The sequence below is a fragment of the Serinibacter arcticus genome (genome assembly GCF_003121705.1).
In the GTDB taxonomy this organism is placed as follows: Bacteria; Actinomycetota; Actinomycetes; order Actinomycetales; family Beutenbergiaceae; genus Litorihabitans.
This window is the reverse complement of record NZ_PYHR01000002.1, coordinates 2,218,477-2,243,134: the sequence shown is the minus strand read 5'-3', so window position 1 is coordinate 2,243,134 and position 24,658 is coordinate 2,218,477. Positions and strand designations below refer to the sequence as shown.

At 72.4% G+C, this 24,658-nt stretch carries 14 protein-coding genes; 8 read left to right on the top strand and 6 right to left on the bottom strand.

Translation table 11 applies throughout. The features are described from left to right. Window positions 1-62: 62 nt before the first annotated feature. The 6 genes from C8046_RS10120 to C8046_RS10095 are packed head-to-tail and all read right to left on the bottom strand — an operon-like array spanning window position 63 to window position 5,507. On the bottom strand, window positions 63-941 hold the full coding sequence (locus C8046_RS10120) for a hypothetical protein (RefSeq protein WP_109229338.1): 879 nt from the start codon (window positions 939-941) through the stop codon (window positions 63-65). Continuing rightward, window positions 938-2,053, bottom strand: a complete 1,116-nt coding sequence (locus C8046_RS10115; protein ID WP_109229337.1) for a vWA domain-containing protein — start codon at window positions 2,051-2,053, stop codon at window positions 938-940. Before C8046_RS10115 ends, C8046_RS10120 begins: the two co-directional genes overlap by 4 nt. Further along, a complete protein-coding gene (locus tag C8046_RS10110) occupies window positions 2,050-3,090 on the bottom strand; it encodes a vWA domain-containing protein (RefSeq protein ID WP_146197125.1) in 1,041 nt (346 codons plus the stop codon). Before C8046_RS10110 ends, C8046_RS10115 begins: the two co-directional genes overlap by 4 nt. After that, complete coding sequence (locus C8046_RS10105) at window positions 3,084-3,581, bottom strand: DUF4381 family protein (protein WP_109229335.1); 498 nt, start codon at window positions 3,579-3,581, stop codon at window positions 3,084-3,086. The genes C8046_RS10110 and C8046_RS10105 overlap by 7 nt, the downstream gene beginning before the upstream one ends. Then, window positions 3,568-4,500: a DUF58 domain-containing protein gene (locus tag C8046_RS10100; protein WP_109229334.1), complete on the bottom strand. Its 933-nt coding sequence runs from the start codon at window positions 4,498-4,500 to the stop codon at window positions 3,568-3,570. Before C8046_RS10100 ends, C8046_RS10105 begins: the two co-directional genes overlap by 14 nt. After that, a complete protein-coding gene (locus tag C8046_RS10095) occupies window positions 4,497-5,507 on the bottom strand; it encodes an AAA family ATPase (RefSeq protein ID WP_419183553.1) in 1,011 nt (336 codons plus the stop codon). The genes C8046_RS10100 and C8046_RS10095 overlap by 4 nt, the downstream gene beginning before the upstream one ends. Window positions 5,508-5,764: 257 nt before the next feature. Between C8046_RS10095 and C8046_RS10090 the strand changes: the two genes are divergently transcribed. The 8 genes from C8046_RS10090 (at window position 5,765) to C8046_RS10055 (ending at window position 24,612) form a co-directional block, all read left to right on the top strand. After that, window positions 5,765-8,335: a helix-turn-helix domain-containing protein gene (locus C8046_RS10090; RefSeq protein WP_109229332.1), complete on the top strand. Its 2,571-nt coding sequence runs from the start codon at window positions 5,765-5,767 to the stop codon at window positions 8,333-8,335. A gap of 291 nt (window positions 8,336-8,626) precedes the next feature. After that, window positions 8,627-12,616: an SdrD B-like domain-containing protein gene (locus tag C8046_RS10085; RefSeq protein WP_146197124.1), complete on the top strand. Its 3,990-nt coding sequence runs from the start codon at window positions 8,627-8,629 to the stop codon at window positions 12,614-12,616. 298 nt (window positions 12,617-12,914) lie between these two features. Beyond that, window positions 12,915-14,951, top strand: a complete 2,037-nt coding sequence (locus C8046_RS10080) for a cytochrome c oxidase assembly protein (RefSeq protein ID WP_235866276.1) — start codon at window positions 12,915-12,917, stop codon at window positions 14,949-14,951. A gap of 57 nt (window positions 14,952-15,008) precedes the next feature. Continuing rightward, the gene (locus C8046_RS10075) at window positions 15,009-15,548 is read left to right on the top strand and encodes an adenine phosphoribosyltransferase (RefSeq protein WP_109229329.1); all 540 of its coding nucleotides are present in this window, start codon (window positions 15,009-15,011) and stop codon (window positions 15,546-15,548) included. Window positions 15,549-15,893: 345 nt separating this feature from the next. After that, a complete protein-coding gene (locus tag C8046_RS10070; protein WP_109229328.1) occupies window positions 15,894-19,295 on the top strand; it encodes a SpaA isopeptide-forming pilin-related protein in 3,402 nt (1,133 codons plus the stop codon). 101 nt (window positions 19,296-19,396) lie between these two features. Further along, window positions 19,397-20,863, top strand: coding sequence for a SpaH/EbpB family LPXTG-anchored major pilin (locus C8046_RS10065; protein ID WP_109229327.1), 1,467 nt, complete (start codon window positions 19,397-19,399; stop codon window positions 20,861-20,863). An 87-nt stretch (window positions 20,864-20,950) separates the two neighbouring features. Continuing rightward, window positions 20,951-21,934, top strand: coding sequence for a class C sortase (locus C8046_RS10060; protein WP_109229326.1), 984 nt, complete (start codon window positions 20,951-20,953; stop codon window positions 21,932-21,934). 422 nt (window positions 21,935-22,356) lie between these two features. Further along, a complete protein-coding gene (locus C8046_RS10055; protein ID WP_109229325.1) occupies window positions 22,357-24,612 on the top strand; it encodes a hypothetical protein in 2,256 nt (751 codons plus the stop codon). The last annotated feature ends 46 nt before the right edge of the window (window positions 24,613-24,658 follow it).

Below are 24,658 nucleotides of genomic sequence, written 5' to 3'. Positions count from 1 at the left end.
CGGGCCCATGCGGCCATCCGCGCGCGCAACGCGGCCGCGGCAGGCCGGCGGCAGGCCGCCGGCTACCAGCCCTGGCCGCCGCCCGAGCCGCCGCCCTCCTGCTGCTCCTGCTCCTGGCGCTCGCGCTCCGCCTCGGCGTTGCGCTCCGCGACCTCCCGCTCCTCCTCGGACATGTCGGGGTCCTCGGACGCGCCGGTCTGGTCCTCGCCCGGATCGGTCGGCGGCGGCTCCTCACCCGGGTCGGTCGGGTCCGTCGGGTCGGCGGGGTCCTCGCCCGGATCGGCCGGGTCGCTCGGATCGGACGGGTCCTCGCCGCCGCCCTGGGCCTGCTCCTGCTCGCCCTGCTTGCCCTCCTGGCGCTCCTGGCTCTCCTGCGCCTCCGACTCCTGCTCGGAGTCGCCGCCGCTGCCGCTGCCGCACCCCTCGAGCTGGGCGAGCGCCTGCGCGTAGTAGGTCAGGGCCATCGCCGGGTCGGCAGCGAGGGCGGCCTCGTCGCCGAGCCCCTCGTAGGCGAGCGACAGGTTCATCGCGACCTTGCACTCGTCGGCCCCGCGCGCGCCGTCGGTGCCCTTCGGCACGATCTCGAGCGCCTGCTCGAGCTCCTGCGAGGCGCGGAAGAACCCGCCGCCGGCGTACCGCGCCGTGCCGGCGTTGTAGTACGGCTTCCAGGTCTCCAGCGCGTTCACGTTCTGCAGCCAGGAGAACTGGCGCGTCGCGGTCGCGTAGCTCCGGTTCTCGTACGACCGCTCGCCGACGATCACCACCGTCGTGATCGTCAGCAGGTAGATCGCCGCGAGCACCAGCAGCGCGACGACGGGGGAGGACCACACCAGGAGCTTGCGACGGCGCACGCCCGCCTCCGCCACGGCGCGGGCCTGCTGCGCCTGCTCGACCGTCTCGAACTGCCCGGGCGCGGGGAGCTCCGTCAGCGTCGGGCTCATCGGACACCTGCCTTCGTCGGGGTGATCGGCTCGGTGGACCCGGCGCCCGGCGTCGCGGTCCGGGCGGGTGCCCGCCGGCCGCCGAACGCTGACCGTCGCGACTCGAAGCCGTCCGGGCCGAGACGCGTCGGGTAGGCGCGGGCGACGACGAACAGCTCCCAGGCGATGAGCCCGAGCGCGACGGCGGCGGCCGGCCAGAGCACGGGCCGGTAGACGACCTCCTCGCGGCGGCCGTCGCCGGCGATGTCCTCGAGGTCGATCCCGGAGGTGAAGCCCTCGACCGTGTCGGGGGTGATCCGGTGGACGTAGGTGACGCCGAGCTGCTCGGCGATCGTGCGCAGGGTGACCTCGTCGATCACCGAGAGGGCGTCGGCGCCGCCCTGCGTGGGATCGGGGATGTACGGCGCGGACTCGAGGGGCGTCACGCCGTCGTACGTGCGCATCTTCCCGCCCTCGGACGTGCCGTACCCGAGCACGGCCCCGCCGTCGACCAGCGGGGCGAGCGCCTCGAACGAGGCGAGCTCGGCGTCGGCGGAGGACGCGGAGCCGTCCGTGTTCTCGCCGTCGGACAGGAAGTACACGATGCGCACGTTGTTGGGGTTCCGCTCCGCGGCACCGGTGAGCGCCTCCTGGAGCGCGGCGAGCGGGCGGTCCACCTGGGAGCCGGCGGAGTAGGACGTCAGCTCCTGCTGGAAGGTCTCGGCCCACGACTTCACGGCGCGCGCGTCGGTCGTCAGCGGCAGCTGGCGGGTGGCCTGGGAGTCCCAGCCGATCACGGTGAAACGTCCGCCGGGGAAGGCGTCGACGATCGCGGGGATGTCGTACCGCACACCCTCGAGGCGGGGCCGGGCGCCGTCGTAGTCCTCGGCCGCCATCGACCCGGTGCGGTCGACGACGAAGAACACCTCGGCGTTCGTCTGCATCGTGGTGCCGTTGCGGTCCACGAGCGAGGGCCCGAGCAGCAGCACGCCGAGCGCGAGCGCGGCACCCGTCCGGCGCGCCCACGCCCCGCGGTGGCGGCGCTGGCGCACGAGGTGGACGGCGCAGAACACGAGCAGCCCGCCCCAGACGAGCACGAGCGCCCACAGGGGCCAGAGCGGTTGCAGCGTCATGTGCGCAGCCTCCAGAGCAGGAGCACCAGGCCGGCGAACGCGATCACGAGGACGGTGGCGGCCGTGGCCGGTCGGTCGGAGACCACGACCTCCGGCGTCGCGTCGAGGTCCACGGCCTGCTGGTCCTGGATCCGCTCGATGATCGCGTCGACGGCGGAGGGGTCGGACGCCTCGAAGTACAGGCCGTCGTGGGTGGCCACGACGTCCTCGAACTCCTTCTGCTCGCCGGCGGAGGTGTCGGTGGACTCGCCCGAGTAGATCCCGATGAGGCCGATGTCGCGCTCCGCGACGAAGTCGGCCCCGGCCGAGAGCGTGTAGATCGGCGTGCCGAGCACCTGGTTGTCCGAGGCGAGGATGATCGTGCGCGAGCGCTCGGTGTCGGCCTCGTCGAACAGGCGGCCGCAGCTGGCCAGCCCGTCGCCGATGAGCGAGCTCGACATCTCCGTGGACAGCTCGGTGCCGGCGACGAACCGCAGGATGCGGTCGAGGTCGTCCGGGTCGAAGGAGCCGTTCATGTAGGAGTCCATGTCGAAGTCGAGCGCCGCGAGGGCGAGCTCGAGCTCCTCGGTCACCAGGCCGTAGTCGTCGGTGAGCGGGAAGACGGTCCGCGAGGTCTGGTTCCAGATGGACAGCGCGATGCGCTCGCCGTCGAACCCCTCCACCAGGTCGATGAAGCGCGAGACGATCTCGGCGTCGTACTCGACCATCGACCCCGACACGTCGAGGCACAGCACGATGTCGCGCGTGGCGAGCTCCGAGTTGAGGACCTGCTTGTCGACGGGGCGCGCGAGCAGGACACCCGCGGCGATCCCGCCGGTGAGCGCGACGACGGCGACGCCGGCCAGCCCCACCCGGTACCGCGCCAGCCGGCTGCGGAACGACGCGAGCTGCGTCAGGTAGGAGGCGTTGGCGACCCACCGGACGTTCGCGGGGGTGCGCGGACCGGTCCGGGTCGCGTAGCCGATCGCCGCGACGGCGAGGAGCACGACGACGGCGACCACGAGGATCCACGGGCGTTCCAAAGCGCTGCTCACCACGTGCGGATCACCTCCCTCGCCTGGTCGGAGGCCGTGAGGGCCTGCCCGTCGGAGGCGGCGGCGAACGCGGGCTCCTGGTAGTCGTCGAGGAGCTCCTGGATGGCGCCTCCGTGCTCGAGGCGCCCGAGCTCCTTCACCGTGAGGGAGGAGACGTCGATGCCGGCGCGCTGGGTCGCGAACGCGCGGATGAGGTGGTTGAGGTCGAGGTGCAGCGTGCGCAGGTCGGACTCGCCGCTCGTGTAGCGCGCGTACGCCTCGTCGACGGCGGTGAGGTGCTCCGTGCGGATCGCCGCGTACGGATCGGTCCGGCTGCGGCGCTGCTCGACCGTGCGCGGCCGCGTCGTCCACCAGACCCACCAGTACCAGGCGGCGACGACCACCAGCAGGAGGACGCCGATGCCCCACACCCACCACGAGTACTGCGCGGGCGGCTGCGGGTCGGCGGGGACGGCGAGCACGGGGAGCGCGAGGAGCGTGTCAGCGACCGGCACGTCGGCTCCTCCGCAACAGGTCCATGAGGCGGTCGACGGCGTCGACCTCGCTCTCGACGGTGACGGTCTGGACGCCGTAGCGGCGCAGCATCGCGGCGACGTCGGAGCGTCGGCGCGCGACGGCGTCGCGCGCCTCCGTGGCCATGTCCGAGCGGGCCCGGAGGAACTCGGGGATGCCGAGCGGGGCGTCGACGTCCTCGACGGCCTCGTCGCCGAACGCCGTCGGGAGGGCGTCGGCGATCTGGATCACCATGAGCTCGTGCCGGGTGCGCAGCCGCTTGATCGTCTGCTCCGACTCGAGCGGCGGGCGGACCTCGTCCGTGATGACGACGACGAGGCTGCGTCGCGTGAACCACGTCAGCACGCGGTCGAGCACGTGGGTGATGTTCGACGTCGGGGCGTCGAGGGAGAACATGGTGTCGATGCGGCGCAGCAGCATCTCCATGTGCTCGGTCCCGCCGCGCGCCGGGATCTGCACGACGCGCTCGGAGTCGCCGGCGACCAGCGCGAGCAGGTCGCCGCGGCCGCGCGCGAGGTAGCCGATGACGTCGCTGACGAAACGCGCGATGTCGGCCTTCGTGCCGCCGTCGGGCGCGAGCGCCGCCATGTTGCGGCCGGTGTCGACGGCGAGCACCATCGCGAGGTTCGACTCGCGCTGGAAGCGGCGGATCACGGGATGACCCGTGCTGGCGGACGCCTTCCAGTCGATGTCGCCGACGTCGTCGCCAGGCACGTAGAGCGCCATCTCGTCGAAGTCCTGACCGTGACCGGAGAAGATCGAGCGGTGACGCCCGTCGAGCAGGCCGGCGGCTCGCCGCACGAGCGGCAGGTCGAGCTTGGCGCGCACGGCGGCCAGGCGCGAGTGCGCGGATCTCGTGGCGGCGGGGACCCCGGCACCCCCGAGGGGCGAGGTGGTCACGGGCTCGGGACCGCCGCGAACACCGCGTCGATGAGCGACTCCGGCGGCACGTTGTTGGCCAGCGCGTCGTAGGTGCGCACGATGCGGTGGCGCAGGACGGCGTGGCGCAGCTGCTTCACGTCGTCGGGCACCACGTAGGCGCGGCCGTTCTGGAGCGCGAGCGCCTGGGCCACGCGCATCAGCGCGATGGAGCCGCGCGGCGACGCGCCGACGCGCACGTGCTGGTTGAACCCGGGCAGCGGGCGCGGACCGCCGCCGCGCGTGGTGTTGATGATCGCGACGATGTACTGCTTGATCGCCGTGTCGACGTAGACCTTGTCGACGAGCTTCTGCAGGAAGACGGTGTCCTCGAGCGAGATGGGCTCGGCCGTGAGGGGCGCCGTCAGCGAACCGCTGGACATCCGCTGGAGGATGTCGACCTCGTCCTCGGGTCCGGGGTAGGTCAGCACCTCCTTCATGAGGAAGCGGTCCATCTGGGCCTCGGGCAGCACGTAGGTGCCCTCCTCCTCGATGGGGTTCTGCGTGGCGAGCACCATGAACGGCTTCGGGAGCGGGTAGACCTCACCACCGATGGACGTCTGCTTCTCCTGCATCGCCTCGAGCATCGCCGACTGCGTCTTGGCGCTGGAGCGGTTGATCTCGTCCAGCAGCACGAGGTTGGCGTGCACCGGACCGAGCTGCGTGGAGAACTCGCCCGTGGCGTAGTTGTAGATCTGCGTGCCGATGATGTCGTTCGGCATGAGGTCGGGGGTGCACTGGATGCGGTGGAACGAGCCGCTCACACCGGAGGCGAGCGTCTGGGCGCTCAGCGTCTTGGCCAGTCCGGGCACCGACTCCAGCAGCACGTGGCCGCCGGCGAGGAGCGAGGTGATCAGGGCGGTCCGGAGGCCGTGCTGCCCGACGATCCGCTGCTCGAACACGGACGCGAGGCGCGCGAGGAGCTCGGTGGCGCGCTGGCCGTCGTCGTAGGAGATGGGACTGGTCTTGGGTGCCAGGTGGGTGGACAAGAGGTCCCCGTTCGGTGCGGCGGTATGGCGATCGCCAGTCATTGTGCCACCGGGGCCTGGGGCTCCCCTGTACGGATCGATGGGGAGAGGTGCCCATGCGGTGGGGCTGCGCGCTAACGCGGGGGTCCTCCCTCCCCGCGCTCCGGAGGGTCTGGGTGGCGAGGTCGGCGCCGCCGTGGGACATTCATCCTCGGCGGTCACCGGTGCAGGGCCCGCCAGGCAACGGGACTTCAACGGTGATCGATAGCGGGGGCGCTATGGCCGAGCTGACACGCGACCGACTTCTGGCGCGCCTCGACGCGCCCTTCCTCGCGACGATCGTGGAGGGCGTGCCCGGGTCGGGGCGGCGCACGCTGCTGCGGCAGTGGGTGGCGGCCGCCCGACCCGCCGACGGTCACCGCGCCATGGTGGACCTCGACTCCGCCCAGCTCTCGCCCGCAGCGCTCTGGGCACACTCCCTGGCCCGACTCGCGGCGGTGGGGGCCCCGGTCGACCGTGACGCGCTCGCCCTCCTGGCCCGGCAGCCCGACGACGAGGACCTGCTTCCGCTCGCCGTCCGGGCGCTCGCGACGCTGGACGGGCCGGCCACGCTGGTCTTCCCGGAGTGGGACCTGATCCAGCACGCGATCATGATCCCGGCGGCGGCCGAGCTCCACCGCCGGGTTCCGCACCTCGCGATCGTCGCGTCGACCGTCGACGGCGGACCGCTCGCCGCGTTCGCGAGCGGTCACGGCGCACCGTTCCAGCGCCTGACCGAGGACGACCTGTGGTTCACGACGGCGGAGGTGGCCACGCTGCTCCGTCTCCGGTGCGAACGGCTGGGGCTCGACGCCCGTCCCGAGGCCGCGGATAGGCTCGCCCGCGCGACGGACGGCCACCCCGCCACCGTCGCCGCCGTCCTGGACTCGGCACCCCGGCTCTGCGCCGACGCGCTCGTCACCAGGACGCAGGCGGTGCAATCGGTCGACTGGACGGTGGCGGCACCGCTGTTCCCGAGCCCGCCGGCACCGCTCGGGCCCCTGGCCCGTCGCATCAGCGCCGTCGTGCCGGCGCCGCGCGTCCCGGTCGCGATCGCTCGTCAGGTGTGCCCGGACCTCGACGTGGACCGCCTCCGGCGTGCGAGGTTCGGCGTACTCTCGACCCCCCCGGGCGGGGAGCTGACGTTCGTCTGGGACGCGACGGTCAGGCACCGCATCGTCGAGGGGTTGCCCGACGCTGTCCTGCGAGACGCCTGCCGGGCGTTGGCCGCCTCGGCGGAGAGCCACGGCGACCACGCGCTGGCCGTCGTGAGCCACGTCCGGGCCGGTGACCTCGTGGCCGCCGAGTCCCTGGCGCACGCGCGGCTCTGGGATCTCGTCGGGCCCGCCGACGCCGACCTGTGGAATCCGTTGCTCGGGGTGCCGGCCAGCAGACTCGTGGTGGCGCCGTCGCTCGGGCTCCTGCGGGAGCTGTTCGTCCGTCGGGGGGTCGAGCCCAACCCGGTGGACGACGCGCGCACCGCAGTCCTGGCGCGTCGCATGGCCGAGCACGCCGACCCGCGCCCTGCCCCCCGGCTCGCCGCCCTCGCCCGCAGCGCTCTCGTCGCGTGCGAGGCGGGCGACCTCGCTCTCGCGGACGGCGCCGTCGACCGGTGGTTGGAGCTGATGGACGACACCCGGCACGTCCTGGTGGACGACCCCAGCACGGCGATCGCGTCCAGCGCCCTCCTCGTCGGCCAGGTCCTCGTGCAGCTCGACAGGTACGAGGAGGCGCGGACCGTCTGGCGATTCGTGCTGGAGGTGCTCGACGGCGTGGGGGAGGACACGCGGCGCTGGGAGCGGGACGCTCACCGGGGGCTGCTCGCGACGGGCGCGGTCGGGGGCGCACCCCACCTCCCGATGATCGGGGACCCTCTCGAGGGTGTGCCGCTCGCGGCCGGGCGTGAGCTCGACCTCGTGCTCGTCGCCGTGACGCGCGGGTGGCAGGCGCTGGACGAGGGCCGGCTGCAGGACGCGATGGTTCTGACGAGTCACGGACTCGCGGCGGTCAGGAGCGTCGCGAGCTGGCCCGTGCTGGTGCTGGTCCACCTTGCCGCGCTCGCGGCGACCGGAGGGGCCGCCCAGACCGAGCTCCTCCGCCGTCGCGTGCTGGACTCCCCGACGTGGCGCGCACGTCAGCTGGGCCCGCGTCGGACCGGCCCCCTGGCGGAGTTCCTCGAGGTCTTCAGCGCGCGGATCGTCGGCGTCGCGCCTCGTGATCTGCCCGAGGGCGCTCCGGCCGCCCGCGACCAGCGCTTCTCGTTCGTGACCGCGGTGGTGAACCTCCTCGGGACCGCGGGGGAGGACGTTCCGGGCGCGGCCGTCCCCGAGCCCGACGTCCTGGCCCAGCTGTCGCTGCGGATGCGTGGCACCGTGCTGCAGGCCGCCGCGGTCGAGGCGACGAGGGAGGAGGGCGGTGAGGCGGTCGCCCTCGCTGCCCTCCGCCGGGTCTACGGCGAGGAGGGTGCCGGTGCCCTGGCACCGATGGGACTCTCGCTCGCCTCGAGCGACCAGATCGAACGCCTGTGTGCGGCGGTCGAGGCCGCCCCCGACGCGGACCTGCTCGCACCGGCGCTCGCGGCACGGGGATACGCCGGGGGGCCGCGGTCGCACGTGGTGAGGTTCCGGCTCTCCGATCGCGAGCGGGAGCTGCTAGGCCACATCCGGGAGGCACGCACGAACTCGGTGATCGCCGAGATCATGTCGGTCTCGGTCAACACCGTGAAGTTCCACCGCGCGAACCTCTATCGCAAGCTCGGGGCCAAGACGCGCGACGAGGCGCTCGAGGCCGCGCTCCGGCTCGAGGTGTAGCGCGCGGGCTCGCAGCGCGGGCGCTCGGGTGCTCGTAGGGCGCGGCCGCGCGGCCGCGCAACCGACCGACCGGTCGACTTTCGTTCGGCGCGGAACGGTACGGGTGGGGAGGTGGGGTAGTTCTACGGCCGTCGCGACGTCGACCGCCCCGCCTCTCCCTAGCGTGGACGCCGTCGCACTGCGACCACCGGGAGGCATGCCCGGCGGCGCCGCGACAGCACGGCCAGGGGGCCTCGCCGCGTCGCACGGCGGCGGTCCTCGCCGTCGCGACATCTGAGGAGCCACACGAGAGTGAGCACGGTCATTGCGTCCGAGGGACGCCACAGGGGGATGACAGGGAGCGCGAGGTCGGCGGGGCGGACACTCGTCGCGGTCGTCGTCTCGGCACTGCTGGTGCTGGCGGGAGCGGTCGGCCTCGTCGGCACCGCGGTCGCCGCGCCGGGAGACAGCCCGATCAACGTCAGCTACACGCACAGCGGGGAGACCTACGACGGTCTTCCGGTGCTCACGGCAGGCGTCGACTACGAGATCCGCATCAGCTATGGCCGCACCGCGGACGGGCACACCGCCGTGCTGACCGTCCCGCCCGGGGTCACCATCCCCGACTCGGCACTGGTCGTGCCGCCGGGGAACACCGCCGTCACCGGTCTCACGCGCCAGCCCGACGGGACGATCGCGATCCGGTTCGCGGACCCGTTCCCGGTCGGCATCGACCAGGGCATCATCGCGCTGAAGTTCCGGGTGGACGAGGTCACCGTGAGCACGCCGAGGCAGCTGGTGTGGGAGGTCGACGGGACCTCGACGACCACGAACGTGATCGTGAAGAAGCGCGGCGACGAGTTCGAGAACGTGCGCGACGGGGCCGGCAAGAGCGCGGCCTGGGTCGGCTGGACCGGCGCTGACGGTCAGCCCCTGGTCAGCGTCGTCGACGGCGTGGTCCGCATCGACGACAGCGCCCTCACGGTCCCGATCCCCTACACGATCGACGTGAATCGCACCGCGGCCGGCCCGGTGACCATCGAGGACACCCTGGGCGCCGGTCTCACCCTCGTGCCCGGGTCGTTCGCCGCGACGCTCACGACCTGGGACGCCGACGGGCTCAACCGCACCACCGCTCCGGCCGCGGCGCCGTCCGCCACCGGGACCTCGTTCTCGGCCACGGTCGACCTCCCCGCCGCGTCGCGCTACGTGCTGACCTACCAGGCCCGGATCACCGACGCCGCGGCGCTCGACACCGTGCGGCAGCAGCTCCAGGCCTCCTACGACGCGCTCGGGGGGAACGGCGGCCAGTACTCCACGACGCTCACCAACGCCGCTGTCATCGGTGGGCAGGACGTCGCCACCTCGACCTGGATCGGTGGTTCCGCCGCCGCACCGGCCGGCCCCGACGCGAGCCGCGCCTTCCGGAAGAGCACGCCGACGCCCCGCATCCCGATCACGACGGAGAACGGCGCCCTCACCGAGGGCGTCCCGGTCGACTACGTCCTGACGGCGGACCTGACGCCGTGGGACGCCTCGACGCCGCGTTTCACGCTCGACCGGGACGTGATCATCACGGACACCCTGCCCGAGCAGGCGGAGTGGGTGACCGCCCACCCGAGCTTCATCGCCGTCGTCGACGGCGCCGGGACCTCGCGTCCGCTCACCCTGGTGAGCGGCGGCAAGGCCGGCGTCGTCGCTGCCGGGCCCTTCACCTACAGCGTCGAGGGCCGCACGCTGGCCGTGAACGTCGGGCGCGAGCGCGCGGTCCTCACGGTCACCGCGAAGGCCAGCATCACCACGCTGCACCGACTGCCCCTGTACCCCCTGCCCACCAACAACACCTACCTGATGGGGAACACCGCGGTCTTCGACCACGGCCAGGAGCAGCGTGCCGGCACCGACGTGCGTCTGGTCGAGGCCATCGACGTGTCGGGTGGCGTGGTCGATCCGACCAGGTTCAGCAAGTCCGGCCCGGCCGAGGTCGTGGTCGCCCCGGGGGCCCGCACCCGGGTCCCGTACACGTTCGTCGTGGGGGCGGGCACCGAGACCGGGACGTTCGCGAGCCGCGTGATCGTGGACGAGGTCGACCACACCGTGTTCCAGGTCGCGGACCAGGCCGATCTCGACGCCATCCGCGACTCGATCCAGGCGTCGGCCGGCTGGTGGGTCCCGCTCTCCGGCACGCACTTCGACGTCACGCTCGACGACGACGGCAACCTGCGTCTCCAGCTCAACGCCGCGGGCGTCGCCGAGATCGCCTCGAAGGGCCTCCGCGCGGACGAACGGCTCGAGGTGACGCTGGCGCTGGAGACGAGGCCGATCGTCGGCAAGCAGACGATCACGATCACCAACACGGCAAAGCTGAGCGGGGAGGACCTCGAGCACGTCTACCGGTCGGAGTCCTCCACCCGCGCCACGACCTACGGCGACGAGCTCGAGGTCAACAAGACGGTGTACGACGCCGAGCGCGACACCTACACGCAGAACCTCCGGGTCGGGCTCGAGCCCGACGGGTCCCTCGTCCAGGACGAGTTCGTCTACCGGGTGAAGGTCATCCCGCACGGTGGCTATCACGGCGTGCGGATCCGCCCGATCGCCGACGCCCTCCCGGACGGTGTGGAGTTCGTCGGGTTCGTGACACCCCAGAACGTCGCGTCCGGCACGGTGACGCCCGGCACCTCGCAGAACCTGCGCGGCAACCTGACCGCGACCTGGGACGAGGACTCCCGCCAGGTCTCGATCCAGAACGCCGACGGCACGGTCCTGGTGAAGGAGTCGTCGATCGACCTGTACTTCAAGGTCCGGATCGCGGAGTACACGCCGCAGGTGGGCATCACGAACGTGATCGGCGGGACCGACGCGACGATCACCCCCACGAACGAGTTCCCGCTCGACGTCTCCAAGCTCGACTCGAGCGACCCGAACGTCTCGATCACCGACCGGAACGCGCGGTTCACCGTGACGAACGCCGACGGCGTGGTCGTGGTCGACGACGCGTACGTCGTCGACGGCAAGCTCCGTGTCGCGGGCCCCGGTGGGGCCGACGAGGGGCTGCGGGTCGTCGAGCCGGGCGAGTACACGATCCACGAGGTCGTCGCCCCCGCCGGGTACACGGGGACGTTCGTCTCGCTGACCGTGGTGGTCGAGGACGACGGCTCCGCCGAGTCCGCCCGCATCTACAACGCTCCTCGCGACGTTCCCGAACGGGTGTCGGTGGGTGACTACGTCTGGTTCGACGTGAACGAGGACGGGGTGCAGGACGACACCGACGTGCCGCTGGAAGGGGTCACCCTCACGGTTCTCGGGCCCGACGGCGAGCCTGTCGAGCTGGACGCCGACGGCAACGCGTACGAGTCCACGACGACGACCGACGCGCAGGGGAGGTACGTCTTCGAGAACCTGCCGGTCCTGACCGACGGTCAGACCTACACGGTGGTCGTGACGGCGCCGGCGGGCTACCGGCCCACGACGTCGCTCGACGGCGGGGTGGGTGCGGCCGACTCCTCCACCGATCGTGCGATCTCGCAGGTCGACCTGACGGTGGATGGTGCGCACGACCCGTCGCTGGACTTCGGGTTCGTCCTGATCCCCGAGCGGGTCTCGGTGGGCGACCTCGTCTGGCTCGACTCCAACCGCGACGGTCTGCAGGACGACGGCGAGCCGGGCATCCCCGGCGTCGTGCTGATCCTCACAGGTCCGGACGGCGCCCCCGTGGTCGACGTGGACGGCACGCCCGTCTCGTCCGTCACCACCGACGCGAACGGCGCCTACGTCTTCGAGAACCTGCCGGTGCTGGCCGAGGGTCGGTCGTACACGGTCACGATCGACCGCACGGACCCGTCGACGATCGCCGCGCTCGCACCGTACGTCCCCACGATCGAGGTCGACGGCCGGGAGCGGAACTCGGCCACCTGGAGCGCGAGGAGCCAGGGCCTGACGGTGGGCGGCGACCACGACCCGACGCTCGACTTCGGTTTCGTGACGCCGCCGGTCGTGACCCCGCCGGTCGTGACGCCGCCGGTCGTGACGCCGCCGGTCGTGACGCCGCCGGTCGTGACCCCGCCGGTCGTGACGCCGCCGGTCGTGACCCCGCCGGTCGTGACGCCGCCCACCCCCGTAGACCCCGGCGCCACGGCCGGCAGCGCCGCGCGGACCCCGTCCTCCCCGACCCGGACCACGGCCTCGCCGTCGTCCCTCCCGTCCACCGGCGCCGCACCGTGGCTCCCCCTTACCACGGGCCTGGTGCTCGTGATCGGCGGCCTCGGCGCCCTGACGCTCAGGAGGCGCCTCACCTCCTGACCACGACCCTCTCGGAGCGGGGCGCCCCCCGCCCACTCCGGGAGCGCCGGGACACGGACTCCATCCGGCCTGGCACCCGCAGTGATCCGGTGCACGGACCGCTGCAGCACGACCCGGGCAGGTACCCCCCAGTTCCCGCCCGGCCGGTGCCGGGATCCGCACCCCCATGCGGATCCCGGTGCCGTCGGACCGTCCCGTGCCCCCACGGTGACCCGGTTCAGCGAGGCCGGGGTCCTCACCCTCAGGCGGGCCCCGGCCCTCGTCGTCCGTGCCGCTCATCCCGGCCTACGCTGGAGGAGTGGTGACCACAGACGCCGGCGCAGCGGTGAAGCGCGTGCCGCTCGGTCTCGCGCTCGTCGCGGGAGCCGTGCTCGTCGTCGTCGCCACCCTCGTCGGCATCGCGCTCTCCGGCGCCGCCACCCCCACGTTGCTCGGTGACCCCGGCGCGTTCGTGCGCTGGGGGCTCCCGGTGGTGGATGCCCTCGTCGAGACCGCCTGCGCCGTCACCGTCGGCGCGCTGGTCCTCGCCGCCGTCGTCCTCCCACGGAGCGCGACGGCCACGGACCCCTCCCGCGTCCGTCGCGCCGGGGCCGCGGGCAGGGCCTGGCCGCTGGCGCAGAAGACCGCCGCCTGGGCGTCGGTCGTCTGGACGGTCGCCCTCGTCGTCCAGCTCCTCCTCACCTACGCCCGGGTCTCGGGCACGCCGCTCGGTGGTGAGCAGTTCGGGGCCGAGCTCGGCGTCTTCCTCACCCAGATCGAGCTCGGGCAGGCGATGGCCTGGGGACTGCTCCTGACGGCGCTCGCGTCGCTGCTCGCCGTCGCCGCCTCGGGCTACACCTCCGCGCTGGCGGCCGCGATCGTCGCGCTCGCCGCCCTGGCGCCGGTCGCCCAGACCGGGCACGCGGCCGGGGCCGCGAACCACACGCTCGCCGTCGGGAGCCTCTGGCTGCACCTCGCCGGCGTGACGGTCTGGATCGGCGGCCTCGCCGTGCTCGCGGTCGTCGCCGGCCGCCTGGGCAAGGACCTCGTCCCCTCCGCCGAGCGCTACTCGGCCATCGCGATCTGGGCCTACGCTCTCGTCGCGGTGTCCGGCGTCGTGAACGCCTCGATCCGGCTCGGCTCGCTCGAGAACCTCGGGACGCCCTACGGCGTGCTGCTCATCCTGAAGGTCGTCGCCGTCGTCGCCCTCGGAGCGGCCGGATACCTGCACCGTCGCCGCACGATCCCGTCGCTCACGTCGGGTCGCACGACGGCGTTCTGGCGCCTCGTCGGCGTCGAGATCCTCATCGCGGGGGCGACGATGGGCATCGCCTCGGCGCTGTCGAACACGGCGCCGCCCGTGCCCGACGTCCCGCTCGAGGGGGTCAGCCCCGCGGAGGCCATCACCGGGAGCCCGGTGCCGGGCGAGCCCACCCTGCTGGGCTGGATCACCGGCTTCTCGCCCGACGTCCTGGTGCTGACCGGGGTGGTGAGCGCCGCCGTCGTCGTCCTGGGCTGGTACCTCCGCCTGCGACGCCGGGGCGACCACTGGCCGCTCGGTCGCGTGGTCTCGATCATGGTCGGGCTGCTGCTGATCGCGTGGACGAGCAGCGGGGGAGCGGCCGTCTACGGGCACATCCTGTTCAGCGCCCACATGGTGCAGCACATGGTGCTCGTGATGCTCGCGCCGATCTTCCTCGTGCTCGGCGCCCCCGTGACGCTCGCCGTGCGCGCACTCCCGTCACGTCCCGACGGCACGCGCGGTCCGCGCGAGCTGCTGCTGGGCCTCGTGCACTCCAAGGTCGCAGGCTTCTTCTCCCACCCGGTCGTCGCGGCCGTGAACGTGGCCGGCAGCATGGTCGTCTTCTACTACACGCCGCTGTTCGGGCTGTCCCTGAGCAACCACCTCGTGCACCTGTGGATGATCGTGCACTTCACGCTCGCGGGGTACCTGTTCGTCAACGTCCTGGTCGGGATCGACCCCGGTCCGAAGCGCCCGAGCTACCCGCTGCGGCTCGTCCTGCTGTTCGCGACGATGGCGTTCCACGCCTTCTTCGGCCTCTCCCTCACGATGGGCACCTCGCTGCTGGCGGCGCCGTGGTTCGGCGCGCTGGGCCTGCCGTGGGGCGTCGACGCGCTCGTCGACCAGCAGTACGGCGGCGCGTTCGCGTGGGGCTTCGGCGAGGTCCCGTCGCTCGCGCTCGCGATCGCGCTGGGGCTGGCGTGGCTGCGCGACGACGAGCGGACCGCCAAGCGTCAGGATCGCGCGGCCGATCGCGACGGCGGGGCGGACCTCGAGGCCTACAACGCCATGCTCTCGAGGATGTCGCGCACCGGAGACCGTGCACCAGACTGAGACCCGGCCCGCGCGACTCCGTGCCGGTCCATCCCCACACCCCCGCAGGAGCCCGTCGTGACCGCCGAGACCCGTGACCTCGCCGCCCTCATCGCCGACGTCCCCGACTTCCCGAAGGTCGGCGTCTCGTTCAAGGACATCACCCCGCTCCTGTCCTCGCCCGAGGCCTTCCAGGCGTGCGTCGACGCGCTCGTGGCCGCCTCGCCCACGGACATCGACGTGGTGTGCGGGATGGAGGCGCGCGGGTTCATCTTCGGGGCGCCGGTCGCTCTCGCGATGGGCGCCTCGTTCGTCCCGGTGCGCAAGTCGGGCAAGCTCCCGCGCGACACCGTCGAGACCACCTACGACCTCGAGTACGGCACGCAGACGCTCGCCATCCACTCCGACGCGATCAAGGAGGGCGACCGCGTGCTCATCGTCGACGACGTGCTCGCCACCGGCGGCACGGTCGCCGCGACGGCGGACCTCGTGCGTCGCCTGGGCGGGTCCCTGGTCGCCGTGTCGGTCGTGATGGAGCTCGCCTACCTCGAGCCTCGCGAGGTCCTCGGGCGCCACCGGATCGACGACGTCACGGCGCTGGTCACCTACTCGGAGTGACGGCGCGGGATTCGCCCCGACTTCACACGAAACAAGGACGGGCTTGAGAGGCGGACGAGGTTCCCCGGAATTCGCCTGAGGGTCCCTCTGGCTCAAGAATTGCCGGTCCACGACGACGTCAAACGGCTTGTCACAGCGCCACGTCACCTTGGACAACCTTAGGAAAATGGGTGCTGGGGCCTGTTCCTAGGACGAGCTGTTTGCGTCGATCAATGTCGCGAGCAATGCTGGGCGAGCGCTAGCCGGGGGCCGCCGCGAGTTCGAGATTCTTCTCGCTCGTGTGCACGGGTGGAGCAGTGATCGGGTGACGCACCACCCGACAGGGGCAGAAGGACATCCACTCTCATGAGGCATGCGCGCGTCTATTTTGACGACCGACCGGGGGCACGGCATCGCGGTATCGCCGCGATCGCAGCAGCACTCCTGGTCGTCGGTCTCGGCGTCACATCGTCGTCGGCCGCCACGGCGGAGCTCGCTACGGCCGAGCTCTCTGCCGTCGAGGCGACCGCAACCGAACCCGCCGCTGAGGCGACGCCCTCCAGCGACGCGACGACGGCGGACGAGTCCGCCCCCGCCGTCGATCCCGCGGCCACCGCCGAACCGGTGCCCGAGGTCGAGCCCACGGCGGCGGCGACCGATGCGGCGCGCGGCGCGACGCCGTCGGCCGCACCCGAGGCCGTGGCTGCCCCCGAGCCGTCGTCCACCGACGGGGCCGGCGCGCTCGCCGTCTCGCCGATGGCGGTCGTGGGCGCCCCTGACGGCGCCACCGCTCCCTACGTCCACTGGACCGCGGTCGACACCGCCGGCAACCCGGTGGCGGGGGCGACGTTCGACTTCCAACGGGCGAACGGAAACAGCTACGCGGCCACCTCCCCGATCGCTGTCTCCGACTGCGTGAGCGGTGCGTGCGCCGTCGCCGACCGCGACAACGATCCCGGCGAGTACCTGGTGAAGTGGATCGCTCCGACCCCGGGCGTCACGCCGCCCGCCTCCACCACGACCGTGACGGCCGGCGGTCGGCACCGCGTGCGCCCCGCCGTCGCGCCCGCGGGCTACGAGTGGGTCAGCTCGCCGGACTGGGTCGACTCGAGCACGCTCACCTGGTCGGGAACGGGGAGTGACAGCACGCTCGACATGGGCACCTTCGTCCTGCGGCAGACCAGCAACCGACCGTTCTGCGAGGCGGGCTACGTCTACTCCGTCACGGACAACGGGCAGCTCCAGCAGGTCGCGCCGGGCGGCGTCGTCACTCCCAAGGGAACACGTGCCCCCAACGTGAGCTCGTTCAACGGCCTGGGCATCGGTTCCGGCGGGCAGCCGGTCTACGCGATCGCGCGCAGCGGTAGCGGCACCAGCATGAGCGGCACGATCTACAGCTACAACGTCACGACAGGGGTGTGGTCGAGCACTGGTGCGACCAGCGGCAACACCAGCTCGAACCTGGTCGGCGGCGCCGTGGACCTCTCCTCGGGGCTGTACTACTTCGGCGGCTTCACCTCCTCCGGCAGCTTCCGCCTCTACCAGTACGACCCCGCCGCGAATCCGGCCGTCACCCTCAAGGGCACGGTCTCGACCGGATCGGGCGGCAACGCCAACGGCGACTTCGCGTTCGACGCCACCGGCAACCTCTTCATCGTCCGGGGCGACGGCACCTCGACGACCGTCTACAGCGTCACCAGTGCGAATCTGGCGGCGGCCAGCGGTGGGGCGATCGCTTCGTCGGTCTCGCGCTCGTTCACCACGATGTCCAACGTCAACGGCATCGCGTTCGATGCGAGCGGCAAGGCGTTCCTCGCCTCGACGACGACCATGCGCTCGTACGACATGCCGGGATGGACCCAGAACCCGACGACCGACGTGACGACCGGACTCGGCGACAGCACGGACCTGTCGACCTGCTCCTCGCCGCCGACCATCACGATCGAGAAGTTCGTCGAGGGCCGCCGTGTCAACGCGACCGACCAGTTCACGCTGACGCTTACCCAGGGGGCCGCGCAGATCGGGACCGTGACGACCTCCGGCAACGCGTCCGGCCTCCAGGGTCAGCGCATCGGACCGCTCCCGACGGTCCGCAACGTCGCCCTGACGTTCGGCGAGACGGCGTCAGGCACCACGAACCTGAACCAGTACGTCAGCAGCTACCGCTGTCTCGTCGACGGCGTGCAGCGGTCCCAGGGCAACGGCACCACCGGGTCGATCACGATTCCCACCGGTGGCCAGAGCGTGGAGTGCCGCATCTACAACTCCCCGGTGGCGGCCCAGGTGAGCATCACGAAGCTCGTCACCGACGGTGCGGGGGCGAACCCGGCGCCACGGCCCGGCTGGAACGTGACGTCAAGCGTGGCCGCCACGACCGGCACGATCGTGGCCGGCACCCAGGCGGCGACCCAGCAGACGGCGACGTCCGGCACCGCCACCTGGGACTACACCTTCGGCAGCACGACGAGCCGGGCGACGGTCACCGTCAGCGAGACGATGCAGCCCGGTTACGTCTTCCAGAGCGCGCAGTGCGTCGTCACCCACCTCGACGGCACCACCGCGACGACGACGCTGACCGGCCCGGGCGCGCAGGGCATCACCGGCGTCGCCCCGGGCGACCGGGTCGACTGCACCTACGTGAACCGACCTGCCCCCGGACAGCTGGCGGTCACCAAGATCCTGGACGCCTCCGTTCCCGCCGGCTCGGGTGCCATCCCGTTCGCCGGGACCTACACCTGCGTGCTCGGCGGGGCCACGGTCGCCTCGGGCACCTGGACCGTCACGGGCGCCGGCGCCGCCGTCCTGACGCCCGCCGCGACCTCGGTGGCCGCCGGGGCGTCCTGCACGGTGACGGAGACGCCGCCGACGGCGAGCCAGGGGCTGCCGAACTCCTCGTACGTCTGGGGCGCGCCCCAGGTGGGCCCCGCCGTCACGATCGCCTCGGGGACCACGTCGTCGATCTCCGTGACGAACTCCGCCACGCGGGTCCGCGGCGCCTTCCAGGTGACGAAGGTGGTTCCCGCCGGGAGCACCGTCGACGCCGGCTCGACCTTCTCGGGCCAGTGGCGCTGCACCCTCGGGGCCGAGGTCGTCACCGGCACCTGGGGACCGATCGCCGCCGGCGCGACCTGGGTGTCGCCGTCGACGGCCCAGATCCCGACCGGCGCCGAGTGCGCCGTGACGACGGAGACCCGCGCCGCGGCTCCCGTCGCGGCCGACCTGTCCTACCGCTGGGCGGGCGACCCCGCGTTCAGCGCCCCGGTGCAGGCGACGACCGGCACGACCCTCGCCACCGTGACGGTGACGAACGCGACGGCCCGTGATCTCGGCGCCGTGGTGTGGTCGAAGGTCGACGGCGCGGGTGCGGCTCTGGCGAGCTCCGAGTGGCTGCTGACCGGACCGGGGCTGCCCGCCGCCGGCCTCGCGGTCACGGACTGCGTCGCGACCGCACCGACCGACTGCACCGGCCCCGACCGCGATCCCGCCCCGGGCGCCTTCCAGCTCGTCGATCTCCTGTGGGGCGACTACGAGCTCGTCGAGACCCGGGCGCCCGCCGGCTACCAGCTCGGCACCACCGTCCACGAGTTCACGATCGGCCCCGCGCTGACCGTCGATCTCGGCCCGATCGTCAACGACCAGCGAGGTCAGCCGTCGCTCCCCCTGACGGGCGGGCTCGGCTCCGACTCCTTCGCCGTCGGAGGGGGTGCGCTGCTGGCTGCGGCCGCGGCGGTGCTCCTCCTCTTCCGAAGGAGGCGAGCCCGACCCTGAGCTCCTCCCGACCGTCTCGAGCACCCTCACCCAGCAACGCGCCACATCGTCAGGACCAGCCTCCGCTGCGCACACAGCGGGCATCGAAAGGAACACCCCTCATGACCGGACCCACGAAGCTCGCGAGGCGGACCCTCGCCGCGTTCGGCGTCGCCGCCCTCGCCGTCGTCGGCGTGGCCTCGGCCGCCACCGCCCTCCCGGGCCCCGACCAGCCCGGCGCCCCGACCTCGGGCTCCCTCACGGTCAACAAGTACAAGGGCGCGCCGACCCCGACCCCGAACCCGGCCGACCTGCTCAGCGGCGTCGAGTTCGTCGTGACGCCGGTCGGCACGCTCGAGGGCGGCACCTGCACGGCGATCGACACCGCCACCTTCGACGGCTGGGCCGGGCTCGACGCCCTGTTCGCCACGGCCCCGGCGGCGCCCGCCGGGGGCTACTGCCTCCTGCCGACCCAGACCGTCGAGGAGACGGCGAACGGCACGGCGACGTTCGAGGACCTCGACCTCGGCGTCTACTACGTGCAGGAGGGCGCCGACAACGGCAACAACAACATCGTCAGCAAGGTCCCCTCCTTCTACGTCTCGATCCCGCTTCCGAGCAGCAACGACTGGATCTACGACGTCGTCACGAACCCCAAGAACGCCGTCGTCAACCAGCCGAGCAAGACGATCAGCGAGGCTCCCGGCGGCGTCGTGGTCGGCAGCACGGTGACGTGGAACCTCACGGTCCCGGTGCCCGTACTGAACAACGACGAGCTCTTCACGCAGGCCGTCATCACCGACGTGCTGCACGCCTCGCTCAGCTACACCAGCTCGGTCCTCACGCTCAACGGCACGCCGCTCGTCGAGGGCGCCGACTACACGGTCGACGGCGCGGGCGTCACCTGGACGTTCACGCCGGCGGGTCGGGCCAAGCTCGACGCGGCGGCCGCGGACACGACCGCCGACGTCATCGCCGTGCAGCTCGTCACGCGGGTCGACGAGGTCACCGCCGACGGCATCGTCCCGAACGAGGACTACTCCAGCACGTTCAACGGCACGACGGTGCCGGGTGAGGTCACCCCCTACACCTACTGGGGCCAGCTCCACGTCACCAAGAACGACGGCGCCGGGACCGCGCTCCAGGGTGCCGAGTTCCAGGTGTTCGACGCGGCCGTGGCCGGCGTCTGCCCCGCCGAGGTCCCGGCGACCGGTGCGGTCGCGACCGGCACGTCCGACGCCGCCGGCGTCGTGCAGTGGGCCGGCGTGACGCCGACCTCCCCGCTCGGCCTGTGGGTCGCGAACTCGTCCGACGGCCCGCTCGTCGACCCGTCGCACGTCTACTGCGTCTACGAGACGGCCGTCCCGGCCGGCTACACGGCCCAGCCGTTCACCACCGCGCAGACGATCACCCCGGGCTCGAGCAACGCCGTCGTCCTGGCCGTGTCGAACCCGCAGGTCCAGGGTCCGGACCTCCCGCTCACGGGTGCCGGCGGCACGCTGGCCATGACGGTCGGCGGCCTCGCGCTCATCGGCGTCGGCGTCGGGACGGTCGTGGTGACGCGTCGCCGTCGCCGCACGGCAGCCTGATCCGCCGCTGACCGGTCACCCGGTCGGGTCCGGCGGCGGCGCGAGCAGCGCCGCCGCCGGACCTGCGTCCACGAAGTGAGGCCTGCCGTGAGTACTCCCGCCGAGAAGGTGCCGGGGCCCGCTCGAACGCCCCGGGGGCGTTGGCGGTTCCCGTGGCCCCAGGCTGTCGCGGCGCTCGCCATCGTGGCGGGCGCCGGGGTGGTGCTCTACCCGCAGACGGCGGGCTGGTTCACGCAGCGCGAGCAGGCGCGGGTCGTCGAGCTCGCCGAGACGGCGCTCGAGCAGCCCCCGCACGACGAACCGGGCTACCGCGCGCAGCAGCTCGCCGACGCCGCCGCGTACAACGACGCGCTCGCCAGCGGCGCGGTCCTCGAGGCCAACGCCAACCTCCCGGCCAGCGACGTCGTCGCCGGCGCGGGATCCCTCGTCTACGACGAGCTCCTGGCCGGCCCCGTCGAGGGCTTCATGGGCCGTCTGCGCTACGACGCCCTCGGGATCGACCTGCCGATCTTCCACGGCACGAGCGACGAGACGCTTCTCGAGGGGATCGGTCACCTGGAGGGCACGTCGCTCCCGGTCGGCGGGCTCGACAGCAGGTCCGTGCTCACGGCGCACCGCGGGCTCGCGAACGCCACGATGTTCACCCACCTCGACCGCGCCGAGATCGGCGACACGTTCGTCGTGGAGGTCCTCGGCGAGGTCCTGACCTACCGGGTCCGCGACTTCCAGGTGATCGAGCCGGACCAGACCGAGATGCTGCTGGCCGAGCCGGGCGCGGATCTCGTCACGCTCGTGACCTGCACCCCGCTCGGGATCAACACGCAGCGCATCCTCGTCACGGGCGAGCGCGTCACCCCGACGCCGGTGGCGGACCTGGCGGCGGCCGGGACGCCGTCGGGCCTCCCGGGGTTCCCGTGGTGGGCCGTGATGATGGGGGCGGCCGTGATCCTCGCCGTCGGGCTCGTGTGGTGGAGCGGCTACCCGGTCCGGCCTCACGAGGAGCCGGCGGCGGTGCCCGACGACGGGCGGGGGCCCGGTGCGGCCCGCCCTGGCGTCGGTCGGCGTCGCTGAACGGGGGCCGGAGCGTACCGGCGGGTCTTCGGTCCCGACGTCGCGCTGAGTCCTTCTTGAGGATCCCCAGCGCCAATGCGAAGAAGACGACGATCAGCCTCTGGTTCGCCTTTGTGAATTTGTCTATTTCTCATTGCTGAGTTGATTTTCCCTTACGCCCACATGGCGGAACGCAACACTCAAGAAGGTGGGGCGCCGGGGGACGTCGAACCTCTTCTAACGTTGCGTTTCCCCTCCCAACCGGGCGTCGATCCGCACCTCAATCGACTCAAGATCGATTCACTCAATTGCACGGTCTCATCGCTCACGTGATGCTCGACGGGCGCCGCTGAACGACTTCCCGAGGCGAGAACGACCTTCCTCGGGGCCAGGTCGGACCACGGATCGGACGGCGCACCACCGACGAGGTTGAGGGATCGACGATGAGACACGCACGGGTACGACCGGAGGTCCGACCGAGGGCACGGCACCGCGGCATCGCCGCGCTGGCCGCCGCCGTCCTCGTCGCGGGCTTCGGCGTCACGTCGTCCTCCGCGCAGCCCGTCGACGGGTTCACCGAGGCGGACATCGACGCGATGGCGCAGGAGGCGACCGGCGAGCTGTCGCCGGCCCCCGTCGAGGAGGCTCCCGCCACGGAGGCTCCGGTCGTCGAGGACCTCGAGACGTCGGCTCCCGACGCCCAGGCGCCCAGCTCCACCGATGTCCCGGCCGACGGCGAGGCGGCTGCCCCGCTGGCTCGCGGCGCCGCTCCCGCCCCCGGGTCGCAGGAGCGTGCCGGGACCCCCGGGGACGTCAGCGTTCTCGCCGTCCCGGCACCGACGGCCACCACCGCCGTCATCACGCTCAAGGTCAGCGGCTCGCGGACCGCGGACACCGTCGTCGCCCCCGCCCCCGGAGCCACGTTCCGGCTGTGGCGCGGCGACGCGAACGGTCCGGGGTCGGTCGTCGCCGATGACTGGGCTCGCTGCACCTCCGACGCCCAGGGAGACTGCAGCTTCACGGTCCCCGAGACGCAGGCGGCGGTCGCGCAGACGACGGTGCGGGGCGCGTGCATCCGGTCGTGGTTCCTCGGGTGCCTCGAGTACGAGCAGATCGTCGTGACTCCGGCCCAGCCCGCCGGCGTGAACCGCGACGTCCAGTTCTGGGTCGTGGCCGAGTCCGCACCCCCCGGCCCGCCGGCCTGGTTCATCAACGACACGCTCGTCACGGGCTCGGGCACCACCGCGCCCTACCGCTTCCGGACCGGTGCCCAGCTCCGCGCCGGTACCACGTACACCGCGGGCACGGCCTACAAGACGACCACGAGCACCAGCCTCAACACCGGACCTCTCTGGCCGATGTCCCACCCGAACCCCGCGCTGCAGGCGAAGTGCGCCGCCGGCGCCGGTGCCCTCCGCGTCGCCCTCGTGGTGGACCTGTCGACCTCCGTCGCCAACTCCGGCTCCGCCGGCACGCTGCGCACCGCGTCGCAGGGCTTCGTCGACTCGCTGCGAGGCACGGGCAGCACGGTCGGCGTGTTCACCTTCGGCGACGACGCCCCGTCCAAGGGGACCGGCAACGCGACGCTCGCGCCGCAGTCCGTCGACACGACGGCGGGCTACAACGCACTCACGGCCAAGATCGGTGGCCTCACGGTCCCGAGCGACAACGGCACCAACTGGGACCGCGGGCTCTACCAGGTGGCGACCGCGGCCACGACGTTCGACGTCGCCATCTTCATCACGGACGGCCTGCCGACGCTCCGCGGGACGAACGAGGCCGGTCCCGGGAACAGCACGACCTTCCGCGAGGTGGAGGAGGCGATCTTCTCCGCCAACGCCGTCAAGGCCAGGGGCACCCGTCTGGTCACCCTGGGCGTCGGCACCGGCCTCAGCCAGGACCCGAGCAACCTGCGCTCGATCTCCGGCCCGATCGGCTACGCCCCCGGCGTGAACGCCTCGCAGGCCGACTACTTCCAGACCGGGTGGGAGGTGCTGCGCGACGGACTCGACCAGATCGCCACCGGCCTCTCCTGCGAGTCCACCGTCCAGGTCACCAAGTTCGCCGATCCCTTCGGCTCCGCGCCGAACGCGGTCGCGTCGGGCTGGGTCTTCGGGGCGACGGCGACCGCGACCTCCGCCGGCAACGTCGCCACGATCGCGACGTCGTCGGCCACGACGAACGCCTCGGGTGTCGCCACCTGGACGGTCAAGCACTCCCAGCCCGCCGGCGTCGCGACCGTGACGCTCACCGAGACGATCCCGCCCGACCAGGGCTGGGCGCTCACGAACGCCACCTGCACGGTCAACGGCGTGAACCGCACCCCGACGCGGAGCGGTGCCGTCGTCACCATCGCCGGGGTCGCCGTCGGTGACGACGTGAGGTGCACGGTGTCCAACGTCCAGAGCCTGACCACCACGATGACCGTGGAGAAGCGGGCCTGGACGGCGCAGGGCACCGGAACGTCGACGGCGCTGCCCGCCGCCAGCACCGAGATCGCGTCGGGTTCGTCCCGGACGTCCGGCTCGGCCATCACCTTCAGCTACACGGTTCGCAACACGGGAACCGCGCCGCTCACCGCCGTCACCGTCACGGACAACCGGAAGTCGGATGCGGTCTGCACCGTCCCGACCCTCGCTGCCGGCGCCACCTTCCACTGCTACTGGACCCCCAGCGGCGGACTGAGGAAGACCCCCTAGACCGCGGCGGTCCCGGCTGGAACCGGTCCGGACCCGCCGCGCACCA